Genomic DNA, 26,775 nt, shown 5'->3' with positions numbered 1-26,775 from the left:
TGGACAAGAAAGAGGAACGTCCTGCGGACATACCTTTATGTCCAAAGAACATGGACAAGAAAGAGGAAAATAATGTATCATTTTTTTGTGCAGCAGGACCAGATCGGGGAGACCACGGTCCGAATTGCCGGAACGGATGTGAACCATATAAAAAATGTTCTGCGCATGGGACCTGGAGAAGAAATTTTGCTTAGCAATGGAGTGGATAAGGATTATTTGTGTGAAATTCTGTCCATTTCTTCTGATGAGGTTATGACAAAGATATTAGAGATCCGGGAAGGCGGCACGGAGCTGCCTGTGGAGATTTATTTATTTCAGGGACTTCCCAAAAGCGACAAGATGGAACTGATCATACAAAAGGCAGTAGAACTTGGAGTGTTTAAGATCATTCCAGTTGAAACGAAGCGTGCTGTGGTGAAGCTTGATAAGAAGAAAGAGGAGTCAAAAATCAAACGCTGGGCTGCTGTTTCTGAAAGTGCGGCCAAGCAGTCTAAACGGCTTTTGATTCCGGAAGTGACTGGAGTGAAGACTCTTCGGGAAGCCTTTGAATATGCAAAGGAATTTGACATTCTTTTGCTGCCTTTTGAACATGCCGAAGGAATGGCACACACAAGGGAGATTGTTACCCGCATAAAACCGGGTATGAAAGTTGGGATTTTTGTCGGACCGGAAGGCGGCTTTGAGGATGGGGAAGTGGAACTTGGAGAATCATACGGCGCACATACCATTACACTGGGAAAACGTATTTTACGCACGGAAACTGCGGGACTTTTCGTTCTTTCTGTACTTGGGTTTCAGTTGGAAAGCGTTTAGGGAGATGATATAAATGGAAGCATATTTTGATAATTCGGCAACGACCAAAGTTCTGGAGCCGGTGAAAGAGATTGTAATAAAAACAATGATGGAGGATTATGGAAATCCATCAGCCAGGCATAAAAAAGGACTGGATGCGGAACGGTATATCAAAGAAGCTGCCGAAACCATTGCAGGAACTTTAAAGGTGGCTGCAAAGGAAATCGTATTTACATCCGGTGGTTCCGAGTCCAACAATATGGCTATTATCGAGACTGCCATGGCCAATAAACGGGCGGGAAACCATATTATCAGTACTGGGATTGAACACGCATCCGTATACAATCCTCTTGCCTATCTGGAAGAGCAGGGATTTCGGGTGACCTATCTTTCTGTTGACGGACAGGGTCATATTAACCTGGAAGAATTGGAGGAAGCAATCTGCACGGACACGATTCTGGTTTCCATCATGTATGTAAACAATGAAATCGGTGCCATTGAACCAGTGGAAGCTATTTCTAAAATTATAAAAAAGAAAAATCCAAACATTTTATTTCATGTTGATGCCATACAGGCTTACGGGAAGCTTTTGATCCGGCCAAAGAGCCAGGGAATTGACCTGCTCTCAGTAAGCGCTCATAAAATCCATGGCCCGAAAGGGGTCGGTTTTCTTTACATTGATAAACGGGTTAAAATAAGGCCCATGATATATGGCGGAGGCCAGCAAAGGGGTATGCGTTCCGGTACGGAAAATGTTCCGGGTGTTGCAGGTTTATCTGCAGCCGCAAACTTTATGTATACCAATCACAGAGAGAAAATCCGCGCAATTACTGAACTTAAGGATTATTTGATTGACAGGCTGTCAGAAATAGACGGGGTAACCGTAAACAGCTTAAAAGGAGAATTGTCGGCACCACAGATTGCCAGTGCCAGCTTTTCCGGAACCCGCAGTGAAGTACTCCTTCACGCACTGGAGGAGAAAGAGATTTATGTATCTTCGGGTTCTGCCTGTTCCTCCAACCATCCGGCTGTCAGCGGAACCTTAAAGGGAATTGGTATAAAACCAGAACTTTTGGATTCCACCTTAAGATTTAGTTTTGGAGTTTTTAATACAAGGGAAGAAGTGGACTACTGCATACAAACCTTAAAGGAACTGCTGCCTGTACTCAGGCGGTACCAGAGAGGTTAAATGGGTTTTTAAAAGAAAGGACAACAGATGCAATATCAATCATTTTTAATTAAATACGCAGAAATCGGTGTGAAAGGAAAAAACCGTTTCTTATTCGAGGATGCTCTTGTAGCACACATCCGCCATGCATTAAAGAGGCTGGATGGAGATTTTATCGTTTCCAAGGAATCCGGACGTATCTATGCCGCTGCCCAGTCTGAATTCGACTTTGATGAAGTTGTGGAATCATTAAGCCGCATATTTGGAATCGCAGCCATTTGTCCCATGGTTCAGGTGGAGGACAATGGTTATGAGGATTTAAAACAACAGGTTTTAACTTATGTGGACCAGTATTATGACGATAAGCATTTTACATTTAAAGTGTATGCAAGAAGAGGAAACAAACGGTATCCAGTTAACTCAGAGCAGATTAACCGGGATCTGGGAGAAGTGATTCTTCATACATTTCCTGACACAAAGGTTGACGTCCATAAGCCGGAAGTTATGCTTTATGTAGAAGTCAGAAATAAAATTAATATTTATTCCAGAATTATTCCGGGACCGGGAGGAATGCCGGTAGGAACCAACGGAAAAGCCATGCTTTTATTATCCGGTGGAATCGACAGTCCGGTAGCTGGTTATATGATTGCAAAAAGGGGAGTTAAAATTGATGCGGTCTATTTCCACGCTCCGCCCTATACCAGCGAACGGGCAAAGGAAAAGGTCATTGATCTTGCAAAGCTGGTTTCCAGATATTCCGGGCCAGTTCACCTTCATATCGTGAATTTTACTGACATTCAGCTTTATATTTATGACAAATGTCCTCATGAGGAACTTACAATCATCATGAGACGTTATATGATGCGGATTGCTGAGCATCTGGCGGGAGAAGCAGGAGCGCAGGCATTAATCACAGGAGAAAGCATTGGACAGGTAGCTTCACAGACCATGCATTCACTGGCAGCGACTGATGCAGTCTGTACAATTCCGGTATTCCGTCCGGTAATCGGTTTTGATAAGCAGGAGATTGTTGACGTATCAGAAAAAATTGGAACTTATGAAACTTCTGTACTTCCTTTCGAGGACTGCTGCACCATTTTTGTTGCAAAGCACCCCGTTACAAAGCCAAGCATTAAGATGATTGAGCGTTCAGAAGAAAAACTGGAAGAGAAGATTGATGAGCTGGTTGAGACGGCCATTCGTACCGTAGAAAAAGTCTGGTGTTAAAGAAAAAATGGGGTCCGGCTCCTTATTAAAAGGACGGATCCCATTTCTCAAATAACTCTTAATCAAGTTAATCTACAATATATGGAGATAAAATGTTTAAGATTTCATCGACAGCGCTTTCGGAATGAATATTTAAATCAATTGGCTTGGATAAATCCAGGCTGAAAATACCCATAATGGATTTTGCATCGATCACATATCTGCCGGAAACAAGATCAAAGTCTGTATCAAATTTTGTCAGGTCATTTACGAAAGATTTTACTTTGTCGATGGAATTTAAAGATATACGAACTGTTTTCATGTGAAAAACCTCCTTGCGTGAGCTCTTTTATTAATCAGGGAATCGCCCCCTTTTTCACTTCAATACTACTGATTTATTGTATAAAAGTCAATGGTAATTTTACATGAAAATACTGAAAATTTAAGCAATATTTAGATAGGAGAAAATAAAATGAGAAAGGCAGCCCTGCATAACCTTGGGTGCAAGGTAAATTCATATGAAACAGAAGCAATGCAGCAGCTTTTGGAAAACGCAGGCTATGAGATCGTACCATTTGCAGAGGGAGCAGATGTTTATATTATCAACACCTGTTCTGTAACCAACATTGCTGACCGAAAATCCAGACAGATGCTTCACCGCGCCAAGAAAATGAATCCTGGTGCAGTCGTTATTGCAGCCGGATGTTATGTCCAGGCAGCAGGCGAAGAACTGAAAAAAGACGAAGCAGTCGATCTGGTGATAGGAAATAATAAAAAGACAGAGCTGGTTTCCATTCTGGAGGATTACTTTGCACAGAACAAAGTGACAGAGGAAGAAACGGTGATTGACATCAGCCATACCGCTGAATATGAGAATCTTTCCATCAGCAGGATCGGTGATCACACCAGAGCTTTTGTGAAGGTGCAGGATGGCTGCAATCAGTTCTGCAGTTACTGCATCATCCCTTACACCAGAGGACGGGTCAGAAGCAGAAAGCCCCAGGAAGTGGTGGAAGAGATCACACGGCTGGCGGCTTTGGGATATGAGGAAGCTGTTTTAACAGGAATTCATTTAAGCTCTTACGGCATGGATTTCCCGGCAGAGGAGAGAATCGGCCTGCTGGATTTAATTATAAAAGTACATGAAATACCGGAAATCAAACGAATCCGTCTGGGTTCCCTGGAACCAAGGATTATAACCGAAGAGTTTGCGGAAACTCTTGCCGGGATGGAAAAGATATGTCCTCATTTCCACCTGTCTTTGCAAAGCGGCTGTGATGCTACGTTAAAGCGCATGAACCGGAGATATAATACCAAGGAATACTTAACAGGCTGTGAGCTTCTTCGCAGTGCATTTAAGAATCCTGCCATAACAACCGATATCATAGTAGGGTTTCCTGGGGAAACCGACGCTGAATTTGAAACCACCAGAGAATATTTAAAGAAACTCCAGTTTTACGAAATGCATGTGTTTAAATATTCAGTCAGAAACGGAACCAGAGCGGCAGATATGCCGGATCAGATCCCGGAATCTGTAAAAACAAAGCGAAGCGGTGAGCTTCTGTCTCTGGAACGGGAGATGTCACTTTCTTACCGTGAATCTCATTTGGGAAGTCAGACCGAAGTGCTGATGGAAGAAGAATATGAGGTGGATGGAAAGCGTTACGTGATTGGTCATACAAAGGAATATATAAAAGCAGCAGTGCCTTTTGAAGATGGATTAAAAGGCAGAATGATAAAGGGAACTTTATGGGAAATGCTGACAGATGAAATCATATTTTTAAAATGTTAAGAGACAAAAATTATTTTTATCTTGCCGAATCCATGATTATGGTTTAAAATAAAGGAGAACAGTTAAAGGACGTGAGAAACATGGGCGATATTCATAATACACAATTTTTTAAAGCAGTCCAGGAAAATAAGCTGGACGTAAGTCAGGTACTGGAACAGGTTTATATTGCCCTCACAGAAAAAGGCTATAATCCGGTTAACCAGATTGTGGGGTATATTATGTCAGGTGACCCTACCTATATCACCAGCCATAAGAATGCCAGAAGTCTGATCATGAAAGTGGAACGGGACGAGATTCTGGAAGAACTGATGCGGGTATATATTGATACGAAGTTAAAGTAATGACGCCCTTCGGTGTCAGTCGGGTAGGTTTCAACTCTATAAGACCTTTGCAATGCGTTACAGCTGTCAGATGAAGTGGTAAGAGGCGGAGTCTGGCAGTTTGTTTTTATCTAGTTGGCTGCGAACCAGCTTTGTTTTGTTGTACATTTTTATACTTTGAAAACCTTTATGTCCAAGAAAACGTGGACAGGAAAAAGGAGCGTTCATGCGAACATACCTTTATGTCCAAAAAAAACGTGGACAGGAAAGAGGAACGTTCTTACGAACATACCTTTATGTCCAAAAAACGTGGACAGGAAAGAGGAAATATGAGAATCATGGGACTTGATTTTGGTTCTAAGACTGTGGGAGTTGCAGTTTCCGACTTACTGGGTATAACTGCCCAGGGTGTGGAGACAATTACGAGAGAAGAAGAAAATAAACTGAGAAGAACCTGTGCCCGAATTGAGGAACTGATTCAGGATTATGAGATTGAAACCATTGTTTTGGGTTATCCTAAGAATATGAATAACACGGCTGGAGACAGAGCTAAGAAGACTGAGGAATTTAAAGATATGCTGGAACGCCGGACAGGAATTCCTGTGGTTTTATGGGATGAGAGACTGACTACGGCCGCTTCTGAGAGAATTTTGATGGAGAGCGGTGTGAGACGGGAAAACCGGAAAGCAGTCATTGACAAGGTGGCAGCAGGACTCATTCTGCAGGGATATTTAGACAGTTTAAAACGGGAGACAGGCAATGAACAGTGAAGAGAGAAAAATTACCCTGACCAATGACGAAGGGGAAGAAATTATTTTTTATGTGTTAGAAGAAACCAGAATTAATGGTATGAATTATCTGTTGGTAACAGATTCCACAGATGAGGATGAAGAAGGAGAATGTTACATCTTAAAAGACATGTCAAAGCAGAATGAAGAAGAAGCTTTGTATGAGTTTGTTGAGGATGATAACGAGATAGATTATTTATTTAAAATATTTTCCGAACTGCTTGACGGAGCGGATGTGGATATTGAAAAATGATGGTAAGTGATTGAGGGACTGTTGTATGGAACAGGAAGTTTTTAAAGATATGCTTCGAAAAAAAGGACTCAAGGTGACCAATCAGCGTATGCTGGTGCTGGAACTCATGGCTGAGCGTCCGGGAGAACATCTGACTGCAGAGGAGATTTATGATCTGGCCAGACAGAGTTGCCCGGAGATCGGACTTGCCACGATTTACAGGACTGTACAGGTGCTGGTGGATTTGTCAGTGATTGATAAGGTCAGCTTTGATGATGGATTTGCCCGCTACGAACTGGGGGGCTTTAATCGTGAGTCCGGACATCACCACCACCATGCCATTTGCAGCCGATGCCAAAAAGTATTTTCCTTTAAGGGCGACCTTTTAGATACTCTGGAACAGGCACTTCTTGATACAGAGGGGTTTATGGTAACAGATCATGAAGTGAAACTTCACGGGTACTGCAGGGAATGCCGGGAAAAAATGGAAGAAGATCAGGACGGGAAATAATAAAACGGAGGTAAAAGATTGAAGAAACAAGACAGCAACGCGAAAGTTAAAATCATTCCCTTAGGAGGAATGGAGCAGATTGGTATGAATATCACTGCTTTTGAATACGAGGACAGCATCATTGTTGTGGACTGCGGACTGGCATTTCCGACAGATGATATGCTTGGAATCGACCTGGTAATCCCGGATGTTTCCTATTTGAAACAAAATATTAACAAAGTAAAGGGATTTGTCATCACTCATGGTCATGAGGATCATATCGGTGCGCTCCCTTATATTTTAAAAGAGATCAATGTGCCTGTTTATGGCACCAAACTGACCATCGCATTAATCGAGAACAAATTAAAAGAACATAATCTTTTGAAAAACACCAAGAGAAAGGTGATTAAACATGGACAGTCCATTAATTTAGGCTGTTTCCGTATTGAATTCATCAAAACAAACCACAGCATCGCCGATGCATCTGCCCTTGCTATTTTCTCGCCGGCAGGTGTGATTCTTCATACAGGAGACTTTAAGATTGACTACACTCCGGTATTTGGAGAACCGGCAGATTTAGAGCGTTTTGCAGAACTTGGAAAAAAAGGCGTGCTTGCCCTCATGTGTGACAGTACCAATGCCATGAGACCAGGCTTTACCCAGTCGGAAAAGACGGTTGGAAAGACCTTTGATAATATATTTGCAGATCATAAGAATAACCGTATCATAGTGGCAACTTTTGCATCCAACGTGGACCGTGTGCAGCAGGTAATCAATTCCGCAGCCAAGAACGGGCGTAAAGTTGTAGTAGAAGGAAGAAGTATGGTCAATGTAATTGGTACGGCCAGTGAACTGGGTTACATTAATATCCCGGAAGGCACATTAATTGACATTGATCAGCTGAAGAATTATCCCGATGAGCAGACCGTACTGATCACGACGGGAAGCCAGGGGGAATCCATGGCAGCTCTTTCCCGTATGGCTGGAAGTACTCATAAGAAGGTTTCCATTAAGCCAAATGATGTGATTATATTAAGCTCCAACCCGATTCCTGGCAATGAAAAAGCAGTTTCAAAGGTTGTCAATGAGCTTTCCATGAAGGGGGCTGAGGTAATCTGCGAAGATACCCATGTATCCGGACACGCATGTCAGGAAGAAATTAAGCTGATGTATGCCCTGGTTCGTCCTCAGTACGCCATTCCGGTACATGGAGAATACCGTCACTTGATTGCACAAAAGAGTGTGGTTCAGTCCATGGGTATTCCAAAGGAGAATATAATTATTATGTCCTCCGGTGACGTGGTTGAGCTGGGATCAGAATCCTGGAAGGTAGTAGATCACGTTCAGTCCGGAGGGATTCTGGTAGACGGACTTGGAGTTGGTGATGTAGGAAATATCGTATTAAGAGACAGACAGAATCTGGCACAGAACGGAATTATTGTGGTTGTGCTGACTCTGGAAAAATATTCCAATCAGCTTCTTGCAGGACCGGACATTGTATCCAGAGGTTTTGTATATGTCAGAGAATCAGAGGATCTGATGGAAGAGGCAAGAGCCATTGTAAATGATGCAGTTCAGGACTGCCTGGAACGCAAAATCAACGACTGGGGTAAAATCAAGAATATTATCCGGGACAGCTTAAGCGATTTCCTTTGGAAGCGCATGAAGCGTAATCCCATGATTCTGCCGATCATTATGGAGGTTTAGGAGTTTTTTAACTCCTGCCTTTAAGGCGAAAGGAATGGATCGTTATGAGCCGGACAACGAATGAGATAAACAAAATAACAGGAGCGATCATAGCCATATCCTCCAGACTTATCATTTTTGCACTGGTCGTAATGCTGCTGTATGAAGGCGTGACAAGAGGCTATGATTTTGGTCATGAGATATTCTATGCCTCCGCAGTTGAACAAAAACCCGGCCAGGATAAGAACATTACTGTGGAAAAGGGTACATCAGCTGCGCGGGTAGCCAGACTTTTAAAGGGAAGCGGCTTAATTGCCAATGAATATTCCTTTATCATACAGGCAGAGTTCTTTGATTATAAGGTGAATCCAGGTATCTATACCTTTAATACTTCCATGACCTCCAAGGAGATCCTTCAGATGATGAATGATAATGCGGAGGAAAAGAAAGATAAACAATGATTGTTAACGACAGGATAACGGAATATATTAAATCTCTGGAGACGGACCGCAACGGGTTACTTACAGAGATTGGAGAAAAGGCAAGAATGGAAGGGGTTCCGGTGATCCGGGAAGAAACCGCCGCTTTTTTACAGACAATGACTGCCGCCATGCAGCCGCAGGCCATATTGGAGGTGGGAACAGCGGTGGGATATTCTGCCCTTTTGATGGCAGAAGTAATGCCCCCTAACTGTCATATCACTACCATAGAAAAATACGAGAAAAGAATTCCCCTGGCGAAGTCTAACTTTGAAAAAGCCGGAGAAACGGATCGAATTACCCTGTATGAAGGGGATGCCGAGGAGGTATTAGAGGGGCTTAGCGGCCCCTTTGACCTTGTCTTTTTAGATGCCGCCAAAGGCCAGTATTTAGTCTGGCTTCCCAGAATTCTTGAACTCTTAAGGCCAGGTGGAATGCTGATTTCAGACAATGTTCTCCAGGATGGAGACATTATAGAGTCCCGCTATGCAGTAGAGCGGCGTAACCGGACCATTCACACCCGGATGCGGGAATATCTGTTTGAATTAAAGCATTGTGACCAGCTTATTACATCGGTGGTTCCCATTGGAGACGGAATTACCGTCAGCATTTTAAAAGAGAAGTACGAGAGAGGAGTTTCATGAGAAAGACCGAACTTTTGATTCCGGCAGGCAGCCTGGAAGTGTTAAAAACCGCAGTCATTTACGGTGCAGATGCTGTTTATATCGGAGGAGAAGCCTTTGGACTGCGCGCCAAGGCAAAAAACTTCACAAATGATGATATCCGGGAAGGAATTGCCTTTGCCCACAAACACGGGGTAAAAGTTTATATCACAGCCAACATTCTGGCTCACAACGATGATCTTTCCGGAGTAGAGGAATATTTTAACGAATTAAATGAAATAAAACCAGATGCGGTGATTATTTCCGACCCGGGTGTATTTGCCATTGCAAAACGGGTGATTCCGGATATGGAGCTTCACATCAGCACTCAGGCCAACAATACAAATTACGGTACCTATTTATTCTGGCATCAGCTGGGAGCAAAGCGTGTGGTATCTGCCAGAGAACTGTCCCTTGCCGAGATAAAGGAAATTCGGGGAAAGATTCCGGAAGATTTAGAGATCGAAAGCTTTATACACGGAGCCATGTGCATGTCCTATTCCGGCCGTTGTTTACTGAGCAACTATATGACCGGCAGAGATGCAAACCAGGGAGCCTGTACCCATCCATGCAGATGGAAATACTCCATTGTGGAAGAAAAGCGCCCGGGCGAGTATATGCCGGTTTATGAAAATGAACGGGGCACTTACATTTTTAATTCCAAGGATTTATGCATGATTGAGTACATTCCGGAGATGATGGATGCGGGAATTGACAGCTTTAAGATAGAAGGACGTATGAAAACGGCTCTTTATGTGGCAACGGTGGCAAGAACTTATCGGAAAGCCATTGATGATTACAACAAAGATCCGGAACTTTATAAAGCGAATATGGACTGGTACCGTTCTGAAATCGGAAAATGTACCTACAGGCAATTTACGACCGGATTCTATTTCGGCAAGCCTGATGAAAACACTCAGATCTACGACAACAATACCTATGTAAAAAATTACACCTATTTAGGAACGGTTCTGGCTGTTGATGAGAGAGGATATGCAAAAATCGAACAGAAAAATAAATTCACGGTGGGAGAGGCTATTGAGGTAATGAAGCCGGATGGAAGAAATATGGAAGCTATCGTTAAGGCTGTTTACGACGAGAACGGAAACAGCCAGGAAAGTGCTCCTCACCCGCAGCAGATTCTTTATGTAGAACTAACAGTGGAAATGGAACAATATGACATTCTTCGCAGAAGTGAATTGAATTAAAAAAGACAAGTAAGGAAAAGGAAAGCAGTCGCCTCTTTATCCTTACTTGTCTTTTATATTAATCAGAAACCATAACAAAATAAGTTATTAAAAGAATACTACTTGACAATTAGAATTCAAACTGTTAGAATTCAATGTGTTATAAAAGAGGGGAGATTTATGTATCATAAATTAATGTTGGAAAACCATACAATGTTTACAAAACAAGTATATGAACAGTTGGCAGGCAGAGAACTTTCTTCAGGACAACCAAAGATTTTGGAGTATCTGTTTGAACATGACGGATCCGTACAAAAGGATATTGCACTGGCATGTGGAATAGAGCCGGCAACTGTTACCAGTCTGTTATCAAGAATGGAAAAGAGTGGAATCATTGAGCGAAAAATGCAAAATAATAATCGCAGGTTCTGGTATGTGTATTTAACAGAGAAAGGAAAAGAAGAAGCTGTTTATGTAAAAAAAGCATTTGAATCTGTAAAAGAAACTGCATTAAAAGATTTTACAAACGATGAAAAAGAACAGTTTACAGAGTATTTAAAGCGAGTAAATAAGAATTTAAAGGAAGTATTATTTTGAACAAAAGAGAGTTAACAAAACGTTATGTTGTGTTTCTGATCGGATTGTACATCAATTCATTCGGTGTAAGTTTTGTCACAAAGGCAAATCTTGGTACATCACCTATTTCAAGTATTCCATATGTTTTAAGCCTTGGATTCACTCCAACATTAGGACAGTTTACAATTATATTTAGTCTGTTATTGATTGCATTGCAGGTAGCAATACTTGGAAAAAATTTTCAGAAGGTACAGTTACTCCAGGTACCAGTATCAGTTGCATTCGGATATTTTATTGATCTATCTATGAAAGTATTGTCTTGGCTTGAACCGGACCAATATTATTTAAAGGCAGCTTCTTTGATCATTGGCTGTTTCATTTTAGGATTTGGTGTTTATCTGGAAGTGATTGCGGATGTGGTGATGCTTTCGGGAGAAGCATTTGTTAAGGCAATAACACAAAGATTTAAAGTGGAATTTGGAATAACAAAAGTATGTTTCGATACATCTATGACAGTAATTGCAGGTATTGTTTCCATCTTTTTGTTTCATAGAATTCAGGGAGTTCGGGAAGGAACCATTTTTGCAGCTTTGTTTGTAGGACTCATTGCCAGGTCTTTCGGAAGAATACTGTTTCCATTTACAAACTGGTTACTCCCCCAAAATACAAATGCAGACAGTAGTACTGAAAAACAAAATCAGGACCCCCTGGTTATTACCATTGCACGGGAGTATGGCAGTGGAGGCAGGGAAATTGGCAAACTGATTGCAGGGAAACTTGGGATTGCTTATTATGACGATGAACTCATTCATCGTGTTGCAAAAGAAAACGGTTATTCAGATGAATTTGTCCTGAATAACGACCAGAAATTGACACATAGCTTTTTATTTGATTTGTATAAAATTATGCTTATATTAATGGAGAAGATGGGAAATATGATGCACTTTTTCATGCAGAAGAAAGAACAATTAAAGAAATTGCAGCAAAGGAATCCTGTGTTATTATTGGAAGACTTGCCAATTTTATCCTGACAGAACAAAAGAATACTTTTCATGTTTTTATCTGCGCAGATATGGTTTCTAAAGTGAAACGCGTAATGATCCGCGAAGGCCTTAATGAAAAAGAAGCTGAAAAGAAAATCAAAAAAGCAGATTCTGAACGGAAAAGTTATTGCAGACATTTCATGCAAAAAGAGTGGGGAATGGCGAATGCTTATGATTTATCATTAAAGGCAAACATATATGGGGCAGAAAAAGCGGCAGAAATTATTACGGAATTGGCTAAATAAATATCAAATGATATTTACACATATATAATTGAATATAAGGAGACAGACAGATGGAAAACAAAAAGAACTTCAAAGATTTAAATGATTTTATAGGAACGCATTTTATATACACCTATGATAATGGGTGGGAGTATGAATGGTATGCAAAAAATGAAAATACGGTAGATTACCGCATTCATGGCGGAATGGTCGCAGGTCGGTGGGTAACAGATCAAAAAGCTGATATGGTAAAATTGACAGACGGTGTATTTAAAATTACCTGGACAGAACCTACCGGAACTGATGTTGCATTAGATTTTATGCCAAATGAAGGAAAGCTGCACGGCGTTATATTTTTTCCTAAATGGGTTCATGAGCACCCGGAGATCACTGTCTGCTATCAAAATGAACACATCGATTTAATGGAAGAATCCAGAATGAAATATGAAACGTATCCCAAATATATCGTTCCGGAATTTGCAAAAATAACTTATATGGGTGATGCAGGTAAAGATAATGAAGATGTTATCTGTGAGGCGCCATATGAGGGAATGACCAATGATATCAGAAATGGAATCTATTATACGAAAGACTACAAACGCATTAAGAAATAATATAGTATTTAGGATTTTTGTGTTTTAGAATCAAGTCGGAATGGCTCTTAATTTATTATTTAGCCTTCCGGCTTTTTTTATTATCAGATACCTCTTATTCCGACTTCTTTTGCCTGGTTGTAGAAATCCCCTTATTGTGGTATGCTATTAAAGTATAATGCCCAAAATTTCCCTGGGCTTAGAACTTATAGAATGGAGGCCGATGAACCATGTGGATTTTATGGCTGATAGCTGTTTCCTGTATCATATATTATACTGTGATCGTGATTTATTCTGGCATTACCACTTCATTTTCATTAATCTGGTTAATGTTCGCTGCCATAAGCGTATTGCTGGCTGCAGGATGGGAAGCATATATAAAATATAAGGACAAAATTCCCTTATGGATTCCGGTATCGGTGGTCACTATGTGCTGTACAGGAATCCTGGTGTTTGTGGTGGTGGAGATTCTTATATTTACCGGAGTCACTGTCCGTGACACCTCGAATCTGGACTATGTCATTGTGCTTGGGGCAAGAGTGAAAGAAACCGGAATCAGCAAATCCTTGAAAAAACGATTGGATAAAGCAATCAAATATCTGGATGACAATCCCGGTACCATTCTGGTGCTTTCCGGCGGGCAGGGAGAGGATGAACCAGTCAGTGAAGCAGTTGCTATGCGGGATTATCTGGTGTATAACGGGGTAAGGGAGGAAAAGCTGATTTTAGACACCCGGTCTTTCAGTACGGTAGAGAATATAGCATACAGCAGAGTTGCAATAGAAGAAGATCAGGCCAGGAAGAAGGTCAGCCGGCTGGATAATCCAATTATTATGAAACCCGGAACGTTTATGGAGGTACCTGACAAGCCTATTAAGATTGGGGTGCTGACCAATGATTTTCATGTATACCGAGCCCAGCAGATAGCAAAAAAATGGGGAATTCCGGATATCTGTGCCATATCCTGTGACTCCGACCCCATTCTTTTCTTACACTTTTGTGTGAGAGAGTGTGCAGCGATATTAAAAGACAAATTAGTGGGCAATATGTAAATAATACAGAATTTGCAGGAGGAAGAAATCATATATGAATCAATTAAAAAATCTTGCGGCCTATGAGGTTGTGGAGGAAAAAGAAATTGCGGAGTTAAACGCCACAGGTTGCGTACTCCATCATAAGAAAAGCGGAGCCAGAATTTTCATTATACCATGCGACGATGATAATAAGGTATTTAACATTGGATTCAGGACTCCTCCGGGGGACAGCACAGGAGTGGCTCATATTCTGGAACACAGTGTTTTATGCGGTTCTGATCAGTTCCCTGTAAAAGACCCTTTTGTGGAATTGGTCAAAGGTTCCCTTAATACATTCTTAAATGCCATGACCTATCCGGATAAAACCGTATACCCGGTTGCCAGCTGCAATGAAAAGGATTTTCATAACCTGATGAATGTCTATATGGATGCAGTACTTCATCCAAACATTTATAAAGAAGAGAAGATCTTTATGCAGGAAGGCTGGCATTATGAGCTGGAAGATAAAGACTCGGATTTAATCTACAATGGAGTGGTTTATAACGAAATGAAAGGTGCTTTTTCCTCTCCGGAAGAAGTTCTTGACCGTTTTACCAGAAAGGTAATTTTCCCGGACAACTGCTATGGCCAGGAATCCGGTGGAGATCCATCCTTTATCCCGGATCTCACTTATGAGGAATTCTTAAATTTCCACAGGAAGTATTATCACCCCTCTAACAGTTATATTTACCTTTACGGTGATATGGATATGGAAGAAAAGCTTACATGGCTGGACCGTGAGTATTTAAGCCACTATGATCAGGCAGAGGTTGATTCCAGAATTGAGAGACAGAAACCGTTTGAACATCCAGTACAGGAAGAGACATTCTATTCCATAACAGAAGGGGAATCCGAAGAAAACGCCACCTATCTTTCCATCAACACCGTAGTGGGTACTGATTTGGACCCCAAACTGTATGTGGCATTCCAGATTCTTGAATATACCCTTCTTGATGCGCCAGGTGCTCCTTTAAAGCAGGCACTGATTGATGCAGGAATTGGCCAGGATATTCTTGGTGGATACGACAGTGGGATTTTGCAGCCGTATTTCACGGTGGTTGCAAAGAATGCCAACAAAGAGCAGCTGGGAGAGTTCCTTGCAGTGGTCAAGGGAACCTTAAGAAAGCTGGCAGATGAGGGGATTAACAAAAAGAGTTTAAAGGCAGGCATGAATTACTATGAATTCCGTTATCGGGAAGCAGATTACGGTTCCGCACCAAAAGGGCTGATGTATGGACTTCAGTGTATGGACAGCTGGCTTTATGATGGCGATCCCATGATGCATTTACAGTATCAGGCTACCTTTGATTATTTAAAGAAAGTAGTGGATGACGGCTATTTCGAACAGCTGATCAGAGAGTATCTGTTAGATAATCCCTTTGAGGCGGTGCTGACCGTCAGCCCGAAAAAGAACTTAACAGCGGAAGAAGACAGAAAAATAGCAGGAAAGCTTGCTAAATATAAGGCATCTCTTTCCGAAGAAGAGATTGACCGGTTAATCATTCAGACAAAAGCGTTAAGAGAATATCAGGAAAGCCCGTCTCCCCAGGAAGAATTGGAAAAGATCCCCATGCTCGCCAGAGAGGATATCAGCAGGGATCCGGAAGAGATTATCTGGGAAGAGAAGGATGTCCATGGAGTTAAGGTGATTCATCATGAGATGTCCAGTTCTGGAATTGGTTACCTGAAAGTACTGTTTGATACATCGGTTCTGCCGATGGAGGATTTACCTTATGTAGGGTTTTTAAAATCCCTGCTTGGATATGTGAATACTGAGAATTTCACGTACAGTGATTTAGCCAGTGAGATTCATTTAAACAGCGGCGGTGTCAGCTTCAGTGTCACCTCTTATCCTGATTTACAAAACAGAGGTCAGTTTAAAGGCTATTTCATGGCAAGTGCGAGAGTGCTCTATGATAAAATTGATTTCGGATTTTCTATTTTAAATGAAATACTGACCCGTTCCCTTTTAGATGATGAAAAGCGGGTGGGAGAGGTAATCAGCGAAACCAGATCCAGAGCGAGAATGAAACTGGAAGGAGCCTGCCATTCGGCGGCAGTGGCAAGGGCCACATCCTATTTCTCCTCAGCAGCCTACTTTAATGATATAACCGGAGGAATCGGTTATTATGAATTTTTGGAAAAGCTGGATAAAGAATATCCGGCTGATAAGAAAACATTGATAGCCAGATTTCAGTCTGTGGTGAAAAAGCTTTTTACAACCGGCAATATGCTGGTCAGCTATACAGCAGACAAAGAAGGTTATGCCCTTCTGCCCGATGCAATGAAAAAGCTGACGGATGGGCTGCCTGCTGGAGACGAAAAACGGTATTCCTTCCTCTACCCGTCAGGAAACAGAAACGAAGGCTTTACAACCGCTTCCCAGGTCAACTATGTGGCAAGATGCGGAACCTTTGCAGGCACTGGTATGGAATATACCGGAGCATTAAAGATATTAAAAGTTATTTTAAGCTATGACTACCTTTGGATCAATTTGAGAGTCAAGGGAGGCGCTTACGGCTGTATGAGCGGATTCGGGCGTTCCGGCGAAGGCTATTTTGCCTCTTACCGGGATCCTAACTTAAAAGAAACAAACCGGATCTACGAAGGCGTGGTGGAATATTTAGAAAACTTCCAGGTGGAAGATCGGGATATGACCAAATACGTTATCGGAACCATCAGTGATATGGATGTCCCCTATCCGCCGTCTACCAAAGGAAACCGCGGTCTGTCCGCCTATTTGTCAGGTGTGACAAGGGAAATGATGGAAAAAGAGCGGGAAGAAGTGTTAAATGCATCACAGGAAGATATTAAAAGACTGGCTCCTATCGTAAAAGCGGTATTAAGCACTGGCAGTCTCTGTGTCATCGGCAATGAAGAAAAAATCGCAGCGGAAAGCTCTATGTTCGCAGAGACAAAGAACTTATTCCACTCATAACACAAAGGAGAATCTATATGGATCAAAATTATAAATCTGGCTTCGTTTCTTTAATCGGGCGCCCAAATGTGGGAAAATCTACTCTGATGAATCATTTAATCGGGCAGAAGATTGCCATTACTTCCGACAAGCCGCAGACAACAAGAAACAAGATTCAGACCGTATATACGGATGACAGGGGGCAGATTATATTCCATGATACTCCGGGAATCCACAAGGCGAAAAACAAGCTGGGAGAGTATATGGTAAACGTGGCAGAGCATACGTTAAAGGAAGTGGATGTAGTTCTGTGGCTGGTGGAGCCTTCCACCTTTATCGGTGCAGGAGAGCAGCATATCGCCGAGCAGTTAAACCAGGTAAAAACACCGGTAATCTTGGTAATTAACAAGATTGATACGGTGAAGAACCAGGAACAGATTCTCACGTTTATAAACGCTTATAAAGATATCTGCAAGTTTGCAGAGATCGTTCCGGTATCCGCCTTAAAGGATAAGAATACGGATTTGATGCTGGATCTGATTTATAAATATCTTCCGGAAGGTCCCCAGTATTACGACGAAGACACGGTGACTGACCAGCCCATGCGTCAGATCACTGCAGAACTGATCAGAGAAAAGGCGCTCCGGCTTTTAAACGATGAGATTCCTCACGGAATTGCAGTAACAGTAGAGAAAATGAAGGAACGGGATAACGGAATCATGGATATTGAAGCCAATATTATCTGTGAGCGGGAATCCCATAAGGGAATCATCATCGGAAAAGGCGGCGTCATGTTAAAAAGAATTGGAAGCGCAGCACGAAGAGAGATCGAGTCGCAGCTGGAGATGAAGGTAAATTTACAGCTGTGGGTCAAGGTTCGCAAAGAGTGGCGTGACAGTGAATTGTATATGAAAAATTATGGGTATAGCCAGAAGGATATCTAAAAACGGTGGTAGAAATTGAGGGAAACAGAGAAACTGACGGGAATGGTATTAAAGGTTTCTCCAGTAGGAGAGATGGATAAGCGTCTTGTGATACTGACCAGGGAAAGAGGGAAAATTACCGCATTTGCCAGAGGTGCAAGGAGGCCGGGCAATCCGTTTATGGCGGTGAGCAGGCCCTTTGCCTTTGGCCAGTTTTCCCTTTATGCCGGCAGGGATTCCTACACACTTCAGTCTGCGGAAATTTCCAATTATTTTGATGAACTGGCAGCTGATATGGAATGTACCTGCTATGGCTCTTATTTCCTGGAATTTACCGATTACTATTCCAGGGAAAACATAGATGGGACCGGACTGTTAAAGCTTTTATACCAGTCGGTAAGGGCTCTTTTAAAGCCTGCTTTAAATAACCAGCTGGTTCTGCGGATTTTCGAGCTGAAGGCCATGGTATTAAACGGGGAATATACGGAGAAACCACCACGGCAGGTCAGTGATTCGGCGAACTATGCATGGGAGTATGTCATTGGTTCTCCAATCGAGCATTTATATACCTTTACCCTGACGGAACCGGTGCTCATAGAATTCTCCCGCTGTGTGGAAATCAATAAAAAGCAGTACGTTGACCGTGAGTTTCATTCTCTGGATATTTTGCAGGCGATGATGGGGAGTTAAGTATTGAAATGAAAGGCAGCATTTGGTATAATGCTCTCATATGTGCCAATGCAGGAGGAAATTGGATGAAGAAAAGGAAAGCGGTTCTGGCTGTTTTGCTGACTGCGGGCATGCTGACAGGCTGCCTTGGGAATGGCGGCAGCAGCACCTTAAATTCAGAGAGCAGCAGAATCTTTGTAACAGAAGAAGGAACCCTTCAGACTGCAACGGTGGAATCTTATACGCAGCAGGATTATTATAATGGGGATGAAATGAAAGCATTTCTGGAAGAGGCAGTTTCTCAGTATAACGGAGCCAACGGGCAGAATCAGGTCATCTTAGACTCCTGCATACTGGATAAGGGAACGGCCAAGATGGTGTTCCATTACGCTTCTGCTGAGGCATTGATTGGATTTACAACCCAGTATGAAGATAAAGCCAATCTGGTAGAATCCATTGAGGTAAATAAGCTGTCTGAAGTTTATAGTCAGAGTGAATCAGAAAAAGTAACCTTTATAAAAGCTTCGGACGGTAAAAAAGCGGATGAAAAGGCAGTATCCAAAAAAGGAACGAGCCAGGCGGTTGTTGTAACATCAGCCAATCCCATAACCATACAGACCCAGGGAAAGATTCTGCTTGTTTCCGACAATGTGGTGATAAAGGACAGTCATACTGTACAGACAACAAAGGGAAAAAGCTACATTATTTTTAAATAAGAGAGGTTAAGATCATGGAAAAGACAATGGAAAAGATAGTGGGACTGGCAAAGTCAAGAGGATTCGTATATCCAGGTTCTGAAATATACGGAGGTCTTGCAAATACCTGGGATTACGGCAATCTGGGAGTGGAATTAAAGAACAATGTTAAGAAAGCCTGGTGGCAGAAGTTCATACAGGAAAGCCCTTATAATGTAGGTGTGGACTGCGCTATCCTGATGAATTCCCAGACCTGGATCGCTTCCGGCCATTTAGGTGGTTTTTCCGACCCTCTTATGGACTGCAAGGCATGTAAGGAACGTTTCCGCGCGGATAAACTGATTGAGGATTACATGGGCGAACATGGAATCACAATAGAAGGTTCCGTTGACGCATGGTCTCAGGAAGAGATGAAACAGTACATTGATGATAAAAACATCTGCTGCCCAAGCTGCGGAAAACATGACTTTACCGATATTCGTCAGTTTAACTTAATGTTCAAGACCTTTCAGGGAGTTACCGAAGATGCGAAGAATACGGTTTATTTAAGACCGGAGACTGCACAGGGTATTTTTGTAAACTTTAAGAATGTACAGAGAACTTCCCGTAAGAAGATTCCTTTCGGAATCGGACAGATTGGTAAATCCTTCCGTAATGAGATTACTCCAGGTAACTTTACGTTCCGTACCAGAGAATTTGAGCAGATGGAGCTGGAGTTCTTCTGTGAGCCGGATACAGATTTAGAATGGTTTGGATATTGGAAAGAATTTTGCGTCAGCTGGTTAAAGAACTTAGGCATGAAAGAGGATGAGATGCGTGTCAGAGATCATGAGAAGGAAGAACTTTCTTTCTACAGCAAAGCAACTTCTGATATCGAATTTTTATTCCCATTTGGCTGGGGTGAATTATGGGGAATTGCAGACAGAACCGATTATGACTTAACCCAGCATCAGAACACTTCCGGACAGGACTTAACCTATTTTGATGATGAGAAGAAAGAGCGTTATATTCCATATGTAATCGAGCCTTCTTTGGGAGCTGACCGTGTAACACTTGCATTCCTTTGTGCTGCTTACGATGAAGAAGAGATAGCCGAAGGTGATGTACGTACTGTGCTTCGTTTCCATCCGGCAATCGCACCGGTTAAGATTGGTGTTCTTCCATTATCCAAGAAATTAAATGAAGGTGCAGAAAAAGTATTTGATGAACTGCGTAAATACTATAACTGTGAATTTGACGACAGAGGAAACATTGGTAAACGTTATAGAAGACAGGATGAGATCGGTACTCCATTCTGCATTACCTATGACTTTGACTCAGAAGAAGATCACGCAGTAACCGTTCGTGACCGTGATACCATGGATCAGGTAAGAGTTCCAATTACAGAGCTTAAAAGTTACTTCGAAGATAAGTTTCAGTTTTAATAACTGAATCCGGGAGAGAATCTTTTCAAGATTTTCTTCCGGATTTTTTGTGCCTTTACTTTTCCAAATCCGAATCTCGTTTGGTCCAGTGTACCGTTTCCGGCAGATGAACAATTGGTGCATAGATACAATAGATTTTAAGAGGACGGTCACCCGTATTAATCACATTGTGCCAGGTATTTGCTGGAATTAAAACTGCGCAGCCATTATCAAGAGGGTGGGAATAAAAAAGACTATATGGACTATCACCCATGTAGATTACGCCATCTCCGTCTACAATACAAATATACTGGTCCTGGCTGGGGTGGTTTTCCGCACCTATATCATATCCCACAGGAATACTCATAAAAGTAAGCTGCATATGTTCACCTGTCCATCTCGTGGTTCGAAAGGAAGGATTTCTTAATGTGTCATGATTGATATTAAGAATGAGAGGTGAGGGCCCGTAGTCGTTGGCATCCCAGGAATAATAGGAGCGTTCATGACAGGTGGAGTTACAAAACGAATTACAGTCAGACATTGAAGCATCACTCTTTTCATTTTAGTAATGTATTATATGGTACTGTAATTGTTCAGTGACACAGGATCAGACAAAGAAAAAAGCCGCAGGCGGAAAATCCAGTTGATTTATCCCGTTCTGCGGCGTATTTGTTATCTCTGACCTTTGTCGTATGGAATTCCTTCCGCTTTTGGAGCCTGGGAATTTCTTGAGGTAAATACCAATACGATTAATGTAATAATATAAGGTACCATTTTGTAGAAGTAACTTGGAATTCCCAAAGCACTTAAGAATGGAATTCCGGAATAAGAGGAAGCCACCGCTTTCATCAGTCCGAAGAAGAGGGAACACAGCATGATATTGACTGGTTTCCACTGTCCAAAGATTAATACCGCTAAAGCAAGGAAACCGTATCCTGCCACATCTGCATTGAAGTTGGTGGAAGTAGGAACTACAAATACCAGACCTCCCAGACCGCCAAGAGCACCGGAGATTAATACTCCCGCATACTGCATACGGTAAACGTTAATTCCCGCAGAATCCGCTGCCTGTGGGTGCTCTCCGCATGCCCGGAGCCTTAAACCAAATCGTGTGCGGTAAAGCACAACGGCAGATAATACAAAGATTAAAATTCCCACGTAGGTGGTAATATAGGCGTTCTGGAATAAAAGAGGTCCGATAAATGGGATACTGCCAAGTACAGGAACCGAGGTGATACGGAAGGTATTGTTAAATGGAACCTGCTGAACACCCTGAATAACACGGGCTACGAATACTGCAAAAGCAGGAGCGAACATATTAAGAGCAGTACCGCTGATAACCTGGTTTGATTTCATGTTAATGGATGCATAAGCATGGAACAAAGAAAAGATCATTCCGGAGCCCATGGATATTAATATGGCGATAATCAGCTGAAGCTGCCCGCTCATACTTTTGCCTGTAAAATTTAAAAACAGGATTCCGGTAAAAGCTCCCATGGTCATAATACCTTCCAAAGCGATGTTAATAATGCCGCTTCGCTCGGAAAACATGGCTCCAAGTGCAACGATCATGAGAGGAATCATGAAATACATGGTCTGCTGAAAGATAAAATAAATTACACTCATGATTTCGTTCCTCCTTTCCCAGTTTCGTCAGTTTTTCCATTTTTCTGTCCGACGAACTTTGACATGATGATTTTCACCATCAGGGCAAATGCGCTGAAATAGATAATAACTGCAACGATTATATCGATGATTTCTGTGGAGAACTCAAACAGCTGTAAGTAAAATCCGCCGGCTGTCAGGTATGCGATGAAGATACCGGAGAACAGAACGCCGATGGGGTTGTTTAAACCAAGGAGTGCAACCGAAATACCTGTAAATCCTTCGGAAGGAAGTACGTCCTTAATCTCAATATGCTTACCGGTTCCTGCAAGGAATAAAAGACCTCCTGCAAGTCCTGCAATTGCACCGGCGATGACCATGGAAAGAATGATGCTTTTCTTTTCATTGATTCCTGCATATTTGCTGGCGTCCCGGTTGAAACCTACTGCTTTTAACTCATATCCGAATGTGGTCTTATTTAAAATAACCCATATCAGGATTACCACCAGAATCGCGATTATAATTCCCCCGTTTACACTGGAACCCGGGAAAATCTTATCCAGACCCATCTTGGGGATATTAGCAGTATTCGCCACATTCTTGGATTCGTTTCTTAAATTGTTAAACAGTGGCTTATAGCTTTTTGTAATCCAGTTTACCAGATACATACCAATATAGTTCATCATAATAGAGGCGATAACCTCATTCACGTTGTAGTACGCTTTTAAAATTCCTGGTACCAGCCCCCATAAAGCGCCAAGGATTACACTTGCTGCCAGAGCCACAACCCAGTGAACCGGACCAAGAGAGGTCCATAGAATGCCTACATAAACCGCACCGAAGCCTCCGATGATAAACTGGCCGGGAGTACCGATGTTAAAAAGTCCGGTTTTAAATGCAAACCCGACGGAAAGACCGGTAAGAATAATCGGTGTGGCATAATAAAATACCTGACCAATACCTTTTGCTCCGTGGGTGAAGGCTCCGCTCAGAATCGTAGCAAATCCGGGAAGTGCCTGTTCTGGATTACACAGAAACAAGATAATCAGCCCTACAATGAGTCCCAGGATAATAGCGAATATGGAAGAGAGGATGCCTGTATGATCTTTTATCTGTTTCGGTTTCATAGTGTGCCACCTTCTTTCTTAGCGCCTGCCATATAAAGACCTAATTCCTGAACGGTAATTTTCTCAGGATCTAAGTCGGCAACGATTCCGCCTTCAAACATGACTAAAATCCGGTCGCTTAAATTCATAACTTCATCTAATTCCAGAGATACCAGTAAAATTGCGGCACCTGCATCACGCTGCTTTACCAGCTGGTTGTGAATGTATTCAATGGCACCAACATCCAGACCTCTGGTAGGCTGAACTGCAAGGAGAATATCGGGACCTTTGGAGATTTCTCTCGCTACAATAGCTTTCTGCTGATTGCCGCCGGACATGCTGCGGGTCGTGGTAAATGCCCCTTCACTGCTTCGAATATCATAATTTTCAATCAGTTTTTGTGCATAGTCAAAGATCTGGTCATTCTTTAAAAATGTGCCGCTCTGAAATTCTTTGTCAAAATACTGCTGGAGAACCAGGTTGTATGCCAGATTGTATTCCAGTACCAGACCATGTTTATGACGGTCTTCGGGGATGTGGGAGAGACCATGGGTATTTTTGTAGCGGATACTTTTTTTCGTCATATCCTCGCCGTTAATGGTGACAGTACCGGAGCTGGGATCCGAAATACCGGTAATAGCGTGAACCAGCTCTGTCTGTCCATTGCCGTCAATACCGGCGATACAGACAATCTCACCTCTTCTTACCTGAAATGACACATCATGAACCAGCTTTTTGGTTTGTCCTTCCCGTTTGGCTTCTACAGATAAATCTTTTACTTCCAGAACTACTTCACCAGGCTCGGACGCCTTTTTACTAATGGTTAAGTTTACCTTACGGCCAACCATCATCTCTGACATCTCTTCCCGCGTAGTATCAGCAACATCTACGGTTCCAATATATTTACCGCGGCGCAGGACGGAACAGCGGTCTGCTACCGCCTTGATTTCGTTGAGCTTGTGTGTGATGAACAGTATGGACTTCCCTTCCTTTACCAGATCCCGCATGATCTGCATCAGTTCATCAATTTCCTGAGGAGTCAGGACTGCGGTAGGTTCATCAAATATCATGATTTCATTATCACGATACAGCATTTTTAAGATTTCAACCCTTTGCTGCATACCAACGGTAATATCAGATATCAGCGCATCAGGGTTTACGAACAGTTTGTATTTTTCACTTAATTCCATTACTTTTTTGCGGGCATCATCCATCTTCAAAAAGCCCCGTCTTGTCGTCTCCATGCCCAGTACGATATTCTGCAGGACTGTGAAATTCTCTACCAGCTTAAAATGCTGGTGCACCATGCCGATACCAAGTGCATTGGCATCCAGCGGACCTGTGATTTTTTCTTCATTACCACGAACCCGGATTGAGCCTTTTTCCGGCTGATATAATCCGAATAATACACTCATAAGAGTTGATTTGCCAGCTCCATTTTCTCCGAGGAGGGCGTGTATCTCGCCTTTTTTTAACTGTAGTGTAATGTCATCATTGGCGATAATACCGGGAAATTCTTTTGTGATATGAAGCATCTCAATAATGTAGTCCATAAAATCCCCCTTACTACGGTACCTATCTATGGGACCCGGTACCCGATTAATAAAGTTATAAAGCAAAAAGAAGATGCCGTAAGAGACCAGATCTTTACTGACTGGTGAATCAAACGGCATCTCCTTTCCTTTTTTATGTCAGAATTCTGACATCGTGGTATGCCCGGAGGGCACTATCCCCGCGGATTATTCTACAAAGTTAATCTTTGTTTTTTCAAGCTTTAAGTCTTTGTTCGGATCGTTGTTATCCTGAGAAGGCTGTACCAGGGTTACTTTGCCATCCTTTAATTCAGTGAAGATTTTTTCGTAATCTTCTTTTGTGAATTTGGTGAATTTGGAAGTTTCCATAGGAAGGCCGATACCGTTATTCTTAGCGGAGAAGATGCTTGTCTCGCCGCCTGGGAACTTGTTGTCATAGAAGTCTTTTACGCCGTCGTATACAGATACGGAAAGCTGCTTCATGGCAGAAGTAATGACTGTATCAGATTCATAGCTCTGGTCAACGTCAACACCGATTACCTTTTTGCCCTTTTCCTGAGCAGCAGCCATAACAGAGTTACCAACAGCACCGCCGCAGCCAAAGATTACGTCAGTTCCGTTCTGGTACCAGGATGCAGCCATAGACTGAGCCTCTGGTGTTGCAGCGAAAGCACCTGTATAGTTGTACATGATTTCAACTCCATCAATGCCCATTTCCTTAGCTGCATAATCAGCACCTTCAGCAAATCCGTAACCATAACGGATAACTGCAGGAACAGCCATACCACCTAAGAAACCGAGCTTTGTGTAACCTTCTTTTACTGCTGCATAGCCTGCTAAGAATCCAGGTTCATCTTCCTGGAACAGGATTGGCATAACATTTGATTCTGTCTTATATTCAGAGTAATCTGCGTTATGAGGAACTCCGTCAAGAAGAATGAAGTGAACGTCTTTATACTGCTCCTGAGCAAGGAATACAGGCTCTTCAAATAAGAAGCCAGGACATACTACTAATTTTGCACCGCCTTCAATAGCAAGTCCAATTGTTTCTAAATAAGAATCAGTAGTACCTTCCTGTGGCTGATAGTACTTATAGGAGATCTTGTTCTCCTCAGCGTACTTCTTCATACCTTCCCATGCACCCTGGTTAAAGGATTTGTCATCAATGGTACCAAGGTCTGTAACCAGCGCCAGTTCATATCCGGTTGAAGAATCAGACTTAACGGATGTAGCACCTGTCGTTTCAGCTGTTTTTTCTGCAGCGGTTGTGGTTTCTGCAGCTGGAGCAGCAGTTGTAGCGGTTCCTTTACCAGCGGAACCACATGCGCTGAGTGTTGCGGCCATCATAACTGCCATGGCTAATGCGAGAGCTCTTTTTTTCATAATACGATCTTTCCTCCTGTTATTAATATATTTTCAGAGATAACTCTAATGTATCATATTTCAGCGTTGGAAACAATCTTAATTCATGATATTTTCCATAAAAACTAAGATAAAAAATTCTGTCATTTTAATATATATGCCCCAACTTTTAAATGTTAAATCACACTTTCGTTCTTTTCCTTGTTATTTAATTAAATTATGGTAAACTATTTTAAGACTTTCAAAAGGAGA

At 42.2% G+C, this 26,775-nt stretch carries 26 protein-coding genes and 1 pseudogene; 21 read left to right on the top strand and 6 right to left on the bottom strand.

Features of this window, described 5'->3' with window-relative positions:
- The first annotated feature begins 72 nt into the window (after window positions 1-72).
- The 3 genes from ABS301_RS10490 to thiI are packed head-to-tail and all read left to right on the top strand — an operon-like array spanning window position 73 to window position 3,187.
- A complete protein-coding gene (locus tag ABS301_RS10490; protein WP_349672181.1) occupies window positions 73-813 on the top strand; it encodes a 16S rRNA (uracil(1498)-N(3))-methyltransferase in 741 nt (246 codons plus the stop codon).
- Window positions 814-826: 13 nt separating this feature from the next.
- Window positions 827-1,981 (top strand): cysteine desulfurase family protein, encoded by a 1,155-nt coding sequence (locus ABS301_RS10485; protein WP_349672180.1) that lies wholly within the window; start codon window positions 827-829, stop codon window positions 1,979-1,981.
- Between the two features lie 27 nt (window positions 1,982-2,008).
- Window positions 2,009-3,187: a tRNA uracil 4-sulfurtransferase ThiI gene (gene thiI / locus ABS301_RS10480; RefSeq protein ID WP_349672179.1), complete on the top strand. Its 1,179-nt coding sequence runs from the start codon at window positions 2,009-2,011 to the stop codon at window positions 3,185-3,187.
- A gap of 67 nt (window positions 3,188-3,254) precedes the next feature.
- On the opposite strand, the gene ABS301_RS10475 is transcribed toward thiI, so the two are convergent.
- A complete protein-coding gene (locus ABS301_RS10475) occupies window positions 3,255-3,488 on the bottom strand; it encodes an HPr family phosphocarrier protein (protein WP_104436689.1) in 234 nt (77 codons plus the stop codon).
- Between the two features lie 150 nt (window positions 3,489-3,638).
- Between ABS301_RS10475 and mtaB the strand changes: the two genes are divergently transcribed.
- The 18 genes and pseudogenes from mtaB to ABS301_RS10380 all read left to right on the top strand — a co-directional run bounded on the left by mtaB (window position 3,639) and on the right by ABS301_RS10380 (window position 20,939).
- Window positions 3,639-4,958: a tRNA (N(6)-L-threonylcarbamoyladenosine(37)-C(2))-methylthiotransferase MtaB gene (mtaB, locus tag ABS301_RS10470; protein WP_349672178.1), complete on the top strand. Its 1,320-nt coding sequence runs from the start codon at window positions 3,639-3,641 to the stop codon at window positions 4,956-4,958.
- An 80-nt stretch (window positions 4,959-5,038) separates the two neighbouring features.
- Complete coding sequence (locus ABS301_RS10465; protein ID WP_104436687.1) at window positions 5,039-5,299, top strand: IreB family regulatory phosphoprotein; 261 nt, start codon at window positions 5,039-5,041, stop codon at window positions 5,297-5,299.
- 308 nt (window positions 5,300-5,607) lie between these two features.
- Complete coding sequence (gene ruvX / locus ABS301_RS10460) at window positions 5,608-6,048, top strand: Holliday junction resolvase RuvX (RefSeq protein ID WP_349672281.1); 441 nt, start codon at window positions 5,608-5,610, stop codon at window positions 6,046-6,048.
- Complete coding sequence (locus ABS301_RS10455; RefSeq protein ID WP_277408902.1) at window positions 6,038-6,319, top strand: DUF1292 domain-containing protein; 282 nt, start codon at window positions 6,038-6,040, stop codon at window positions 6,317-6,319. Before ruvX ends, ABS301_RS10455 begins: the two co-directional genes overlap by 11 nt.
- A gap of 25 nt (window positions 6,320-6,344) precedes the next feature.
- Window positions 6,345-6,809 carry a Fur family transcriptional regulator gene (locus ABS301_RS10450; protein WP_104436685.1) on the top strand — a complete coding sequence of 155 codons (465 nt, stop codon included), beginning with the start codon at window positions 6,345-6,347 and terminating at the stop codon, window positions 6,807-6,809.
- Between the two features lie 18 nt (window positions 6,810-6,827).
- Window positions 6,828-8,495 (top strand): ribonuclease J, encoded by a 1,668-nt coding sequence (locus tag ABS301_RS10445; RefSeq protein WP_349672177.1) that lies wholly within the window; start codon window positions 6,828-6,830, stop codon window positions 8,493-8,495.
- Between the two features lie 44 nt (window positions 8,496-8,539).
- Window positions 8,540-8,935, top strand: coding sequence for an endolytic transglycosylase MltG (locus ABS301_RS10440; RefSeq protein WP_349672176.1), 396 nt, complete (start codon window positions 8,540-8,542; stop codon window positions 8,933-8,935).
- Window positions 8,932-9,597 (top strand): O-methyltransferase, encoded by a 666-nt coding sequence (locus ABS301_RS10435; protein WP_349672175.1) that lies wholly within the window; start codon window positions 8,932-8,934, stop codon window positions 9,595-9,597. Before ABS301_RS10440 ends, ABS301_RS10435 begins: the two co-directional genes overlap by 4 nt.
- Entirely contained in the window at window positions 9,594-10,823 is a 1,230-nt protein-coding gene (locus tag ABS301_RS10430) for a peptidase U32 family protein (protein ID WP_349672174.1), read from the top strand. Before ABS301_RS10435 ends, ABS301_RS10430 begins: the two co-directional genes overlap by 4 nt.
- 159 nt (window positions 10,824-10,982) lie before the next feature.
- Window positions 10,983-11,399, top strand: coding sequence for a MarR family winged helix-turn-helix transcriptional regulator (locus ABS301_RS10425; RefSeq protein ID WP_349672173.1), 417 nt, complete (start codon window positions 10,983-10,985; stop codon window positions 11,397-11,399).
- 29 nt (window positions 11,400-11,428) lie between these two features.
- A pseudogene (locus ABS301_RS10420) lies at window positions 11,429-12,666 on the top strand (DUF6198 family protein).
- A 50-nt stretch (window positions 12,667-12,716) separates the two neighbouring features.
- Window positions 12,717-13,259 carry a phenolic acid decarboxylase gene (locus ABS301_RS10410; RefSeq protein ID WP_349672171.1) on the top strand — a complete coding sequence of 181 codons (543 nt, stop codon included), beginning with the start codon at window positions 12,717-12,719 and terminating at the stop codon, window positions 13,257-13,259.
- 209 nt (window positions 13,260-13,468) lie between these two features.
- Window positions 13,469-14,290, top strand: coding sequence for a YdcF family protein (locus tag ABS301_RS10405; protein ID WP_349672170.1), 822 nt, complete (start codon window positions 13,469-13,471; stop codon window positions 14,288-14,290).
- A gap of 34 nt (window positions 14,291-14,324) precedes the next feature.
- Window positions 14,325-17,249, top strand: a complete 2,925-nt coding sequence (locus tag ABS301_RS10400) for an insulinase family protein (protein WP_349672169.1) — start codon at window positions 14,325-14,327, stop codon at window positions 17,247-17,249.
- A 17-nt stretch (window positions 17,250-17,266) separates the two neighbouring features.
- A complete protein-coding gene (gene era / locus ABS301_RS10395) occupies window positions 17,267-18,172 on the top strand; it encodes a GTPase Era (protein WP_349672168.1) in 906 nt (301 codons plus the stop codon).
- Window positions 18,173-18,187: 15 nt separating this feature from the next.
- A complete protein-coding gene (recO, locus tag ABS301_RS10390) occupies window positions 18,188-18,841 on the top strand; it encodes a DNA repair protein RecO (RefSeq protein WP_349672167.1) in 654 nt (217 codons plus the stop codon).
- Window positions 18,842-18,906: 65 nt separating this feature from the next.
- A complete protein-coding gene (locus ABS301_RS10385; protein WP_349672166.1) occupies window positions 18,907-19,536 on the top strand; it encodes a hypothetical protein in 630 nt (209 codons plus the stop codon).
- 14 nt (window positions 19,537-19,550) lie between these two features.
- Window positions 19,551-20,939 carry a glycine--tRNA ligase gene (locus tag ABS301_RS10380; RefSeq protein ID WP_349672165.1) on the top strand — a complete coding sequence of 463 codons (1,389 nt, stop codon included), beginning with the start codon at window positions 19,551-19,553 and terminating at the stop codon, window positions 20,937-20,939.
- Between the two features lie 55 nt (window positions 20,940-20,994).
- On the opposite strand, the gene ABS301_RS10375 is transcribed toward ABS301_RS10380, so the two are convergent.
- The 5 genes from ABS301_RS10375 to ABS301_RS10355 form a co-directional block, all read right to left on the bottom strand.
- On the bottom strand, window positions 20,995-21,459 hold the full coding sequence (locus ABS301_RS10375) for a cupin domain-containing protein (protein WP_349672164.1): 465 nt from the start codon (window positions 21,457-21,459) through the stop codon (window positions 20,995-20,997).
- A 131-nt stretch (window positions 21,460-21,590) separates the two neighbouring features.
- On the bottom strand, window positions 21,591-22,544 hold the full coding sequence (locus ABS301_RS10370) for an ABC transporter permease (protein WP_349672163.1): 954 nt from the start codon (window positions 22,542-22,544) through the stop codon (window positions 21,591-21,593).
- Entirely contained in the window at window positions 22,541-23,650 is a 1,110-nt protein-coding gene (locus tag ABS301_RS10365) for an ABC transporter permease (RefSeq protein ID WP_349672162.1), read from the bottom strand. Before ABS301_RS10365 ends, ABS301_RS10370 begins: the two co-directional genes overlap by 4 nt.
- Complete coding sequence (locus ABS301_RS10360; RefSeq protein ID WP_349672161.1) at window positions 23,647-25,182, bottom strand: ABC transporter ATP-binding protein; 1,536 nt, start codon at window positions 25,180-25,182, stop codon at window positions 23,647-23,649. Before ABS301_RS10360 ends, ABS301_RS10365 begins: the two co-directional genes overlap by 4 nt.
- Window positions 25,183-25,368: 186 nt before the next feature.
- Window positions 25,369-26,544 carry a BMP family lipoprotein gene (locus ABS301_RS10355; protein ID WP_349672160.1) on the bottom strand — a complete coding sequence of 392 codons (1,176 nt, stop codon included), beginning with the start codon at window positions 26,542-26,544 and terminating at the stop codon, window positions 25,369-25,371.
- Window positions 26,545-26,775: the final 231 nt, after the last annotated feature.

It is taken from the genome of Lacrimispora sp., from assembly GCF_031982545.1.
Classification (GTDB): domain Bacteria; phylum Bacillota; class Clostridia; order Lachnospirales; family Lachnospiraceae; genus Lacrimispora.
This window is presented reverse-complemented; position numbering and strand designations above follow the sequence as displayed.

What these genes read in the sequence shown, in the direction of transcription:
- ABS301_RS10355 (WP_349672160.1), bottom strand. Translation starts at nt 26,544, where the DNA reads ATGAAAAAAAGAGCTCTCGCATTAGCCATGGCAGTTATGATGGCCGCA.
- ABS301_RS10425 (WP_349672173.1), top strand. Translation starts at nt 10,983, where the DNA reads ATGTATCATAAATTAATGTTGGAAAACCATACAATGTTTACAAAACAA.
- ABS301_RS10455 (WP_277408902.1), top strand. Translation starts at nt 6,038, where the DNA reads ATGAACAGTGAAGAGAGAAAAATTACCCTGACCAATGACGAAGGGGAA.
- ABS301_RS10360 (WP_349672161.1), bottom strand. Translation starts at nt 25,182, where the DNA reads ATGGACTACATTATTGAGATGCTTCATATCACAAAAGAATTTCCCGGT.
- ABS301_RS10385 (WP_349672166.1), top strand. Translation starts at nt 18,907, where the DNA reads ATGAAGAAAAGGAAAGCGGTTCTGGCTGTTTTGCTGACTGCGGGCATG.
- ABS301_RS10440 (WP_349672176.1), top strand. Translation starts at nt 8,540, where the DNA reads ATGAGCCGGACAACGAATGAGATAAACAAAATAACAGGAGCGATCATA.
- ABS301_RS10365 (WP_349672162.1), bottom strand. Translation starts at nt 23,650, where the DNA reads ATGAAACCGAAACAGATAAAAGATCATACAGGCATCCTCTCTTCCATA.
- ABS301_RS10375 (WP_349672164.1), bottom strand. Translation starts at nt 21,459, where the DNA reads ATGTCTGACTGTAATTCGTTTTGTAACTCCACCTGTCATGAACGCTCC.
- thiI (WP_349672179.1), top strand. Translation starts at nt 2,009, where the DNA reads ATGCAATATCAATCATTTTTAATTAAATACGCAGAAATCGGTGTGAAA.
- ABS301_RS10465 (WP_104436687.1), top strand. Translation starts at nt 5,039, where the DNA reads ATGGGCGATATTCATAATACACAATTTTTTAAAGCAGTCCAGGAAAAT.
- ABS301_RS10380 (WP_349672165.1), top strand. Translation starts at nt 19,551, where the DNA reads ATGGAAAAGACAATGGAAAAGATAGTGGGACTGGCAAAGTCAAGAGGA.
- ABS301_RS10450 (WP_104436685.1), top strand. Translation starts at nt 6,345, where the DNA reads ATGGAACAGGAAGTTTTTAAAGATATGCTTCGAAAAAAAGGACTCAAG.
- ABS301_RS10430 (WP_349672174.1), top strand. Translation starts at nt 9,594, where the DNA reads ATGAGAAAGACCGAACTTTTGATTCCGGCAGGCAGCCTGGAAGTGTTA.
- ABS301_RS10475 (WP_104436689.1), bottom strand. Translation starts at nt 3,488, where the DNA reads ATGAAAACAGTTCGTATATCTTTAAATTCCATCGACAAAGTAAAATCT.
- ABS301_RS10435 (WP_349672175.1), top strand. Translation starts at nt 8,932, where the DNA reads ATGATTGTTAACGACAGGATAACGGAATATATTAAATCTCTGGAGACG.
- ABS301_RS10490 (WP_349672181.1), top strand. Translation starts at nt 73, where the DNA reads ATGTATCATTTTTTTGTGCAGCAGGACCAGATCGGGGAGACCACGGTC.
- ABS301_RS10485 (WP_349672180.1), top strand. Translation starts at nt 827, where the DNA reads ATGGAAGCATATTTTGATAATTCGGCAACGACCAAAGTTCTGGAGCCG.
- ABS301_RS10410 (WP_349672171.1), top strand. Translation starts at nt 12,717, where the DNA reads ATGGAAAACAAAAAGAACTTCAAAGATTTAAATGATTTTATAGGAACG.
- ABS301_RS10400 (WP_349672169.1), top strand. Translation starts at nt 14,325, where the DNA reads ATGAATCAATTAAAAAATCTTGCGGCCTATGAGGTTGTGGAGGAAAAA.
- mtaB (WP_349672178.1), top strand. Translation starts at nt 3,639, where the DNA reads ATGAGAAAGGCAGCCCTGCATAACCTTGGGTGCAAGGTAAATTCATAT.
- ABS301_RS10370 (WP_349672163.1), bottom strand. Translation starts at nt 22,544, where the DNA reads ATGAGTGTAATTTATTTTATCTTTCAGCAGACCATGTATTTCATGATT.
- era (WP_349672168.1), top strand. Translation starts at nt 17,267, where the DNA reads ATGGATCAAAATTATAAATCTGGCTTCGTTTCTTTAATCGGGCGCCCA.
- ruvX (WP_349672281.1), top strand. Translation starts at nt 5,608, where the DNA reads ATGAGAATCATGGGACTTGATTTTGGTTCTAAGACTGTGGGAGTTGCA.
- ABS301_RS10405 (WP_349672170.1), top strand. Translation starts at nt 13,469, where the DNA reads ATGTGGATTTTATGGCTGATAGCTGTTTCCTGTATCATATATTATACT.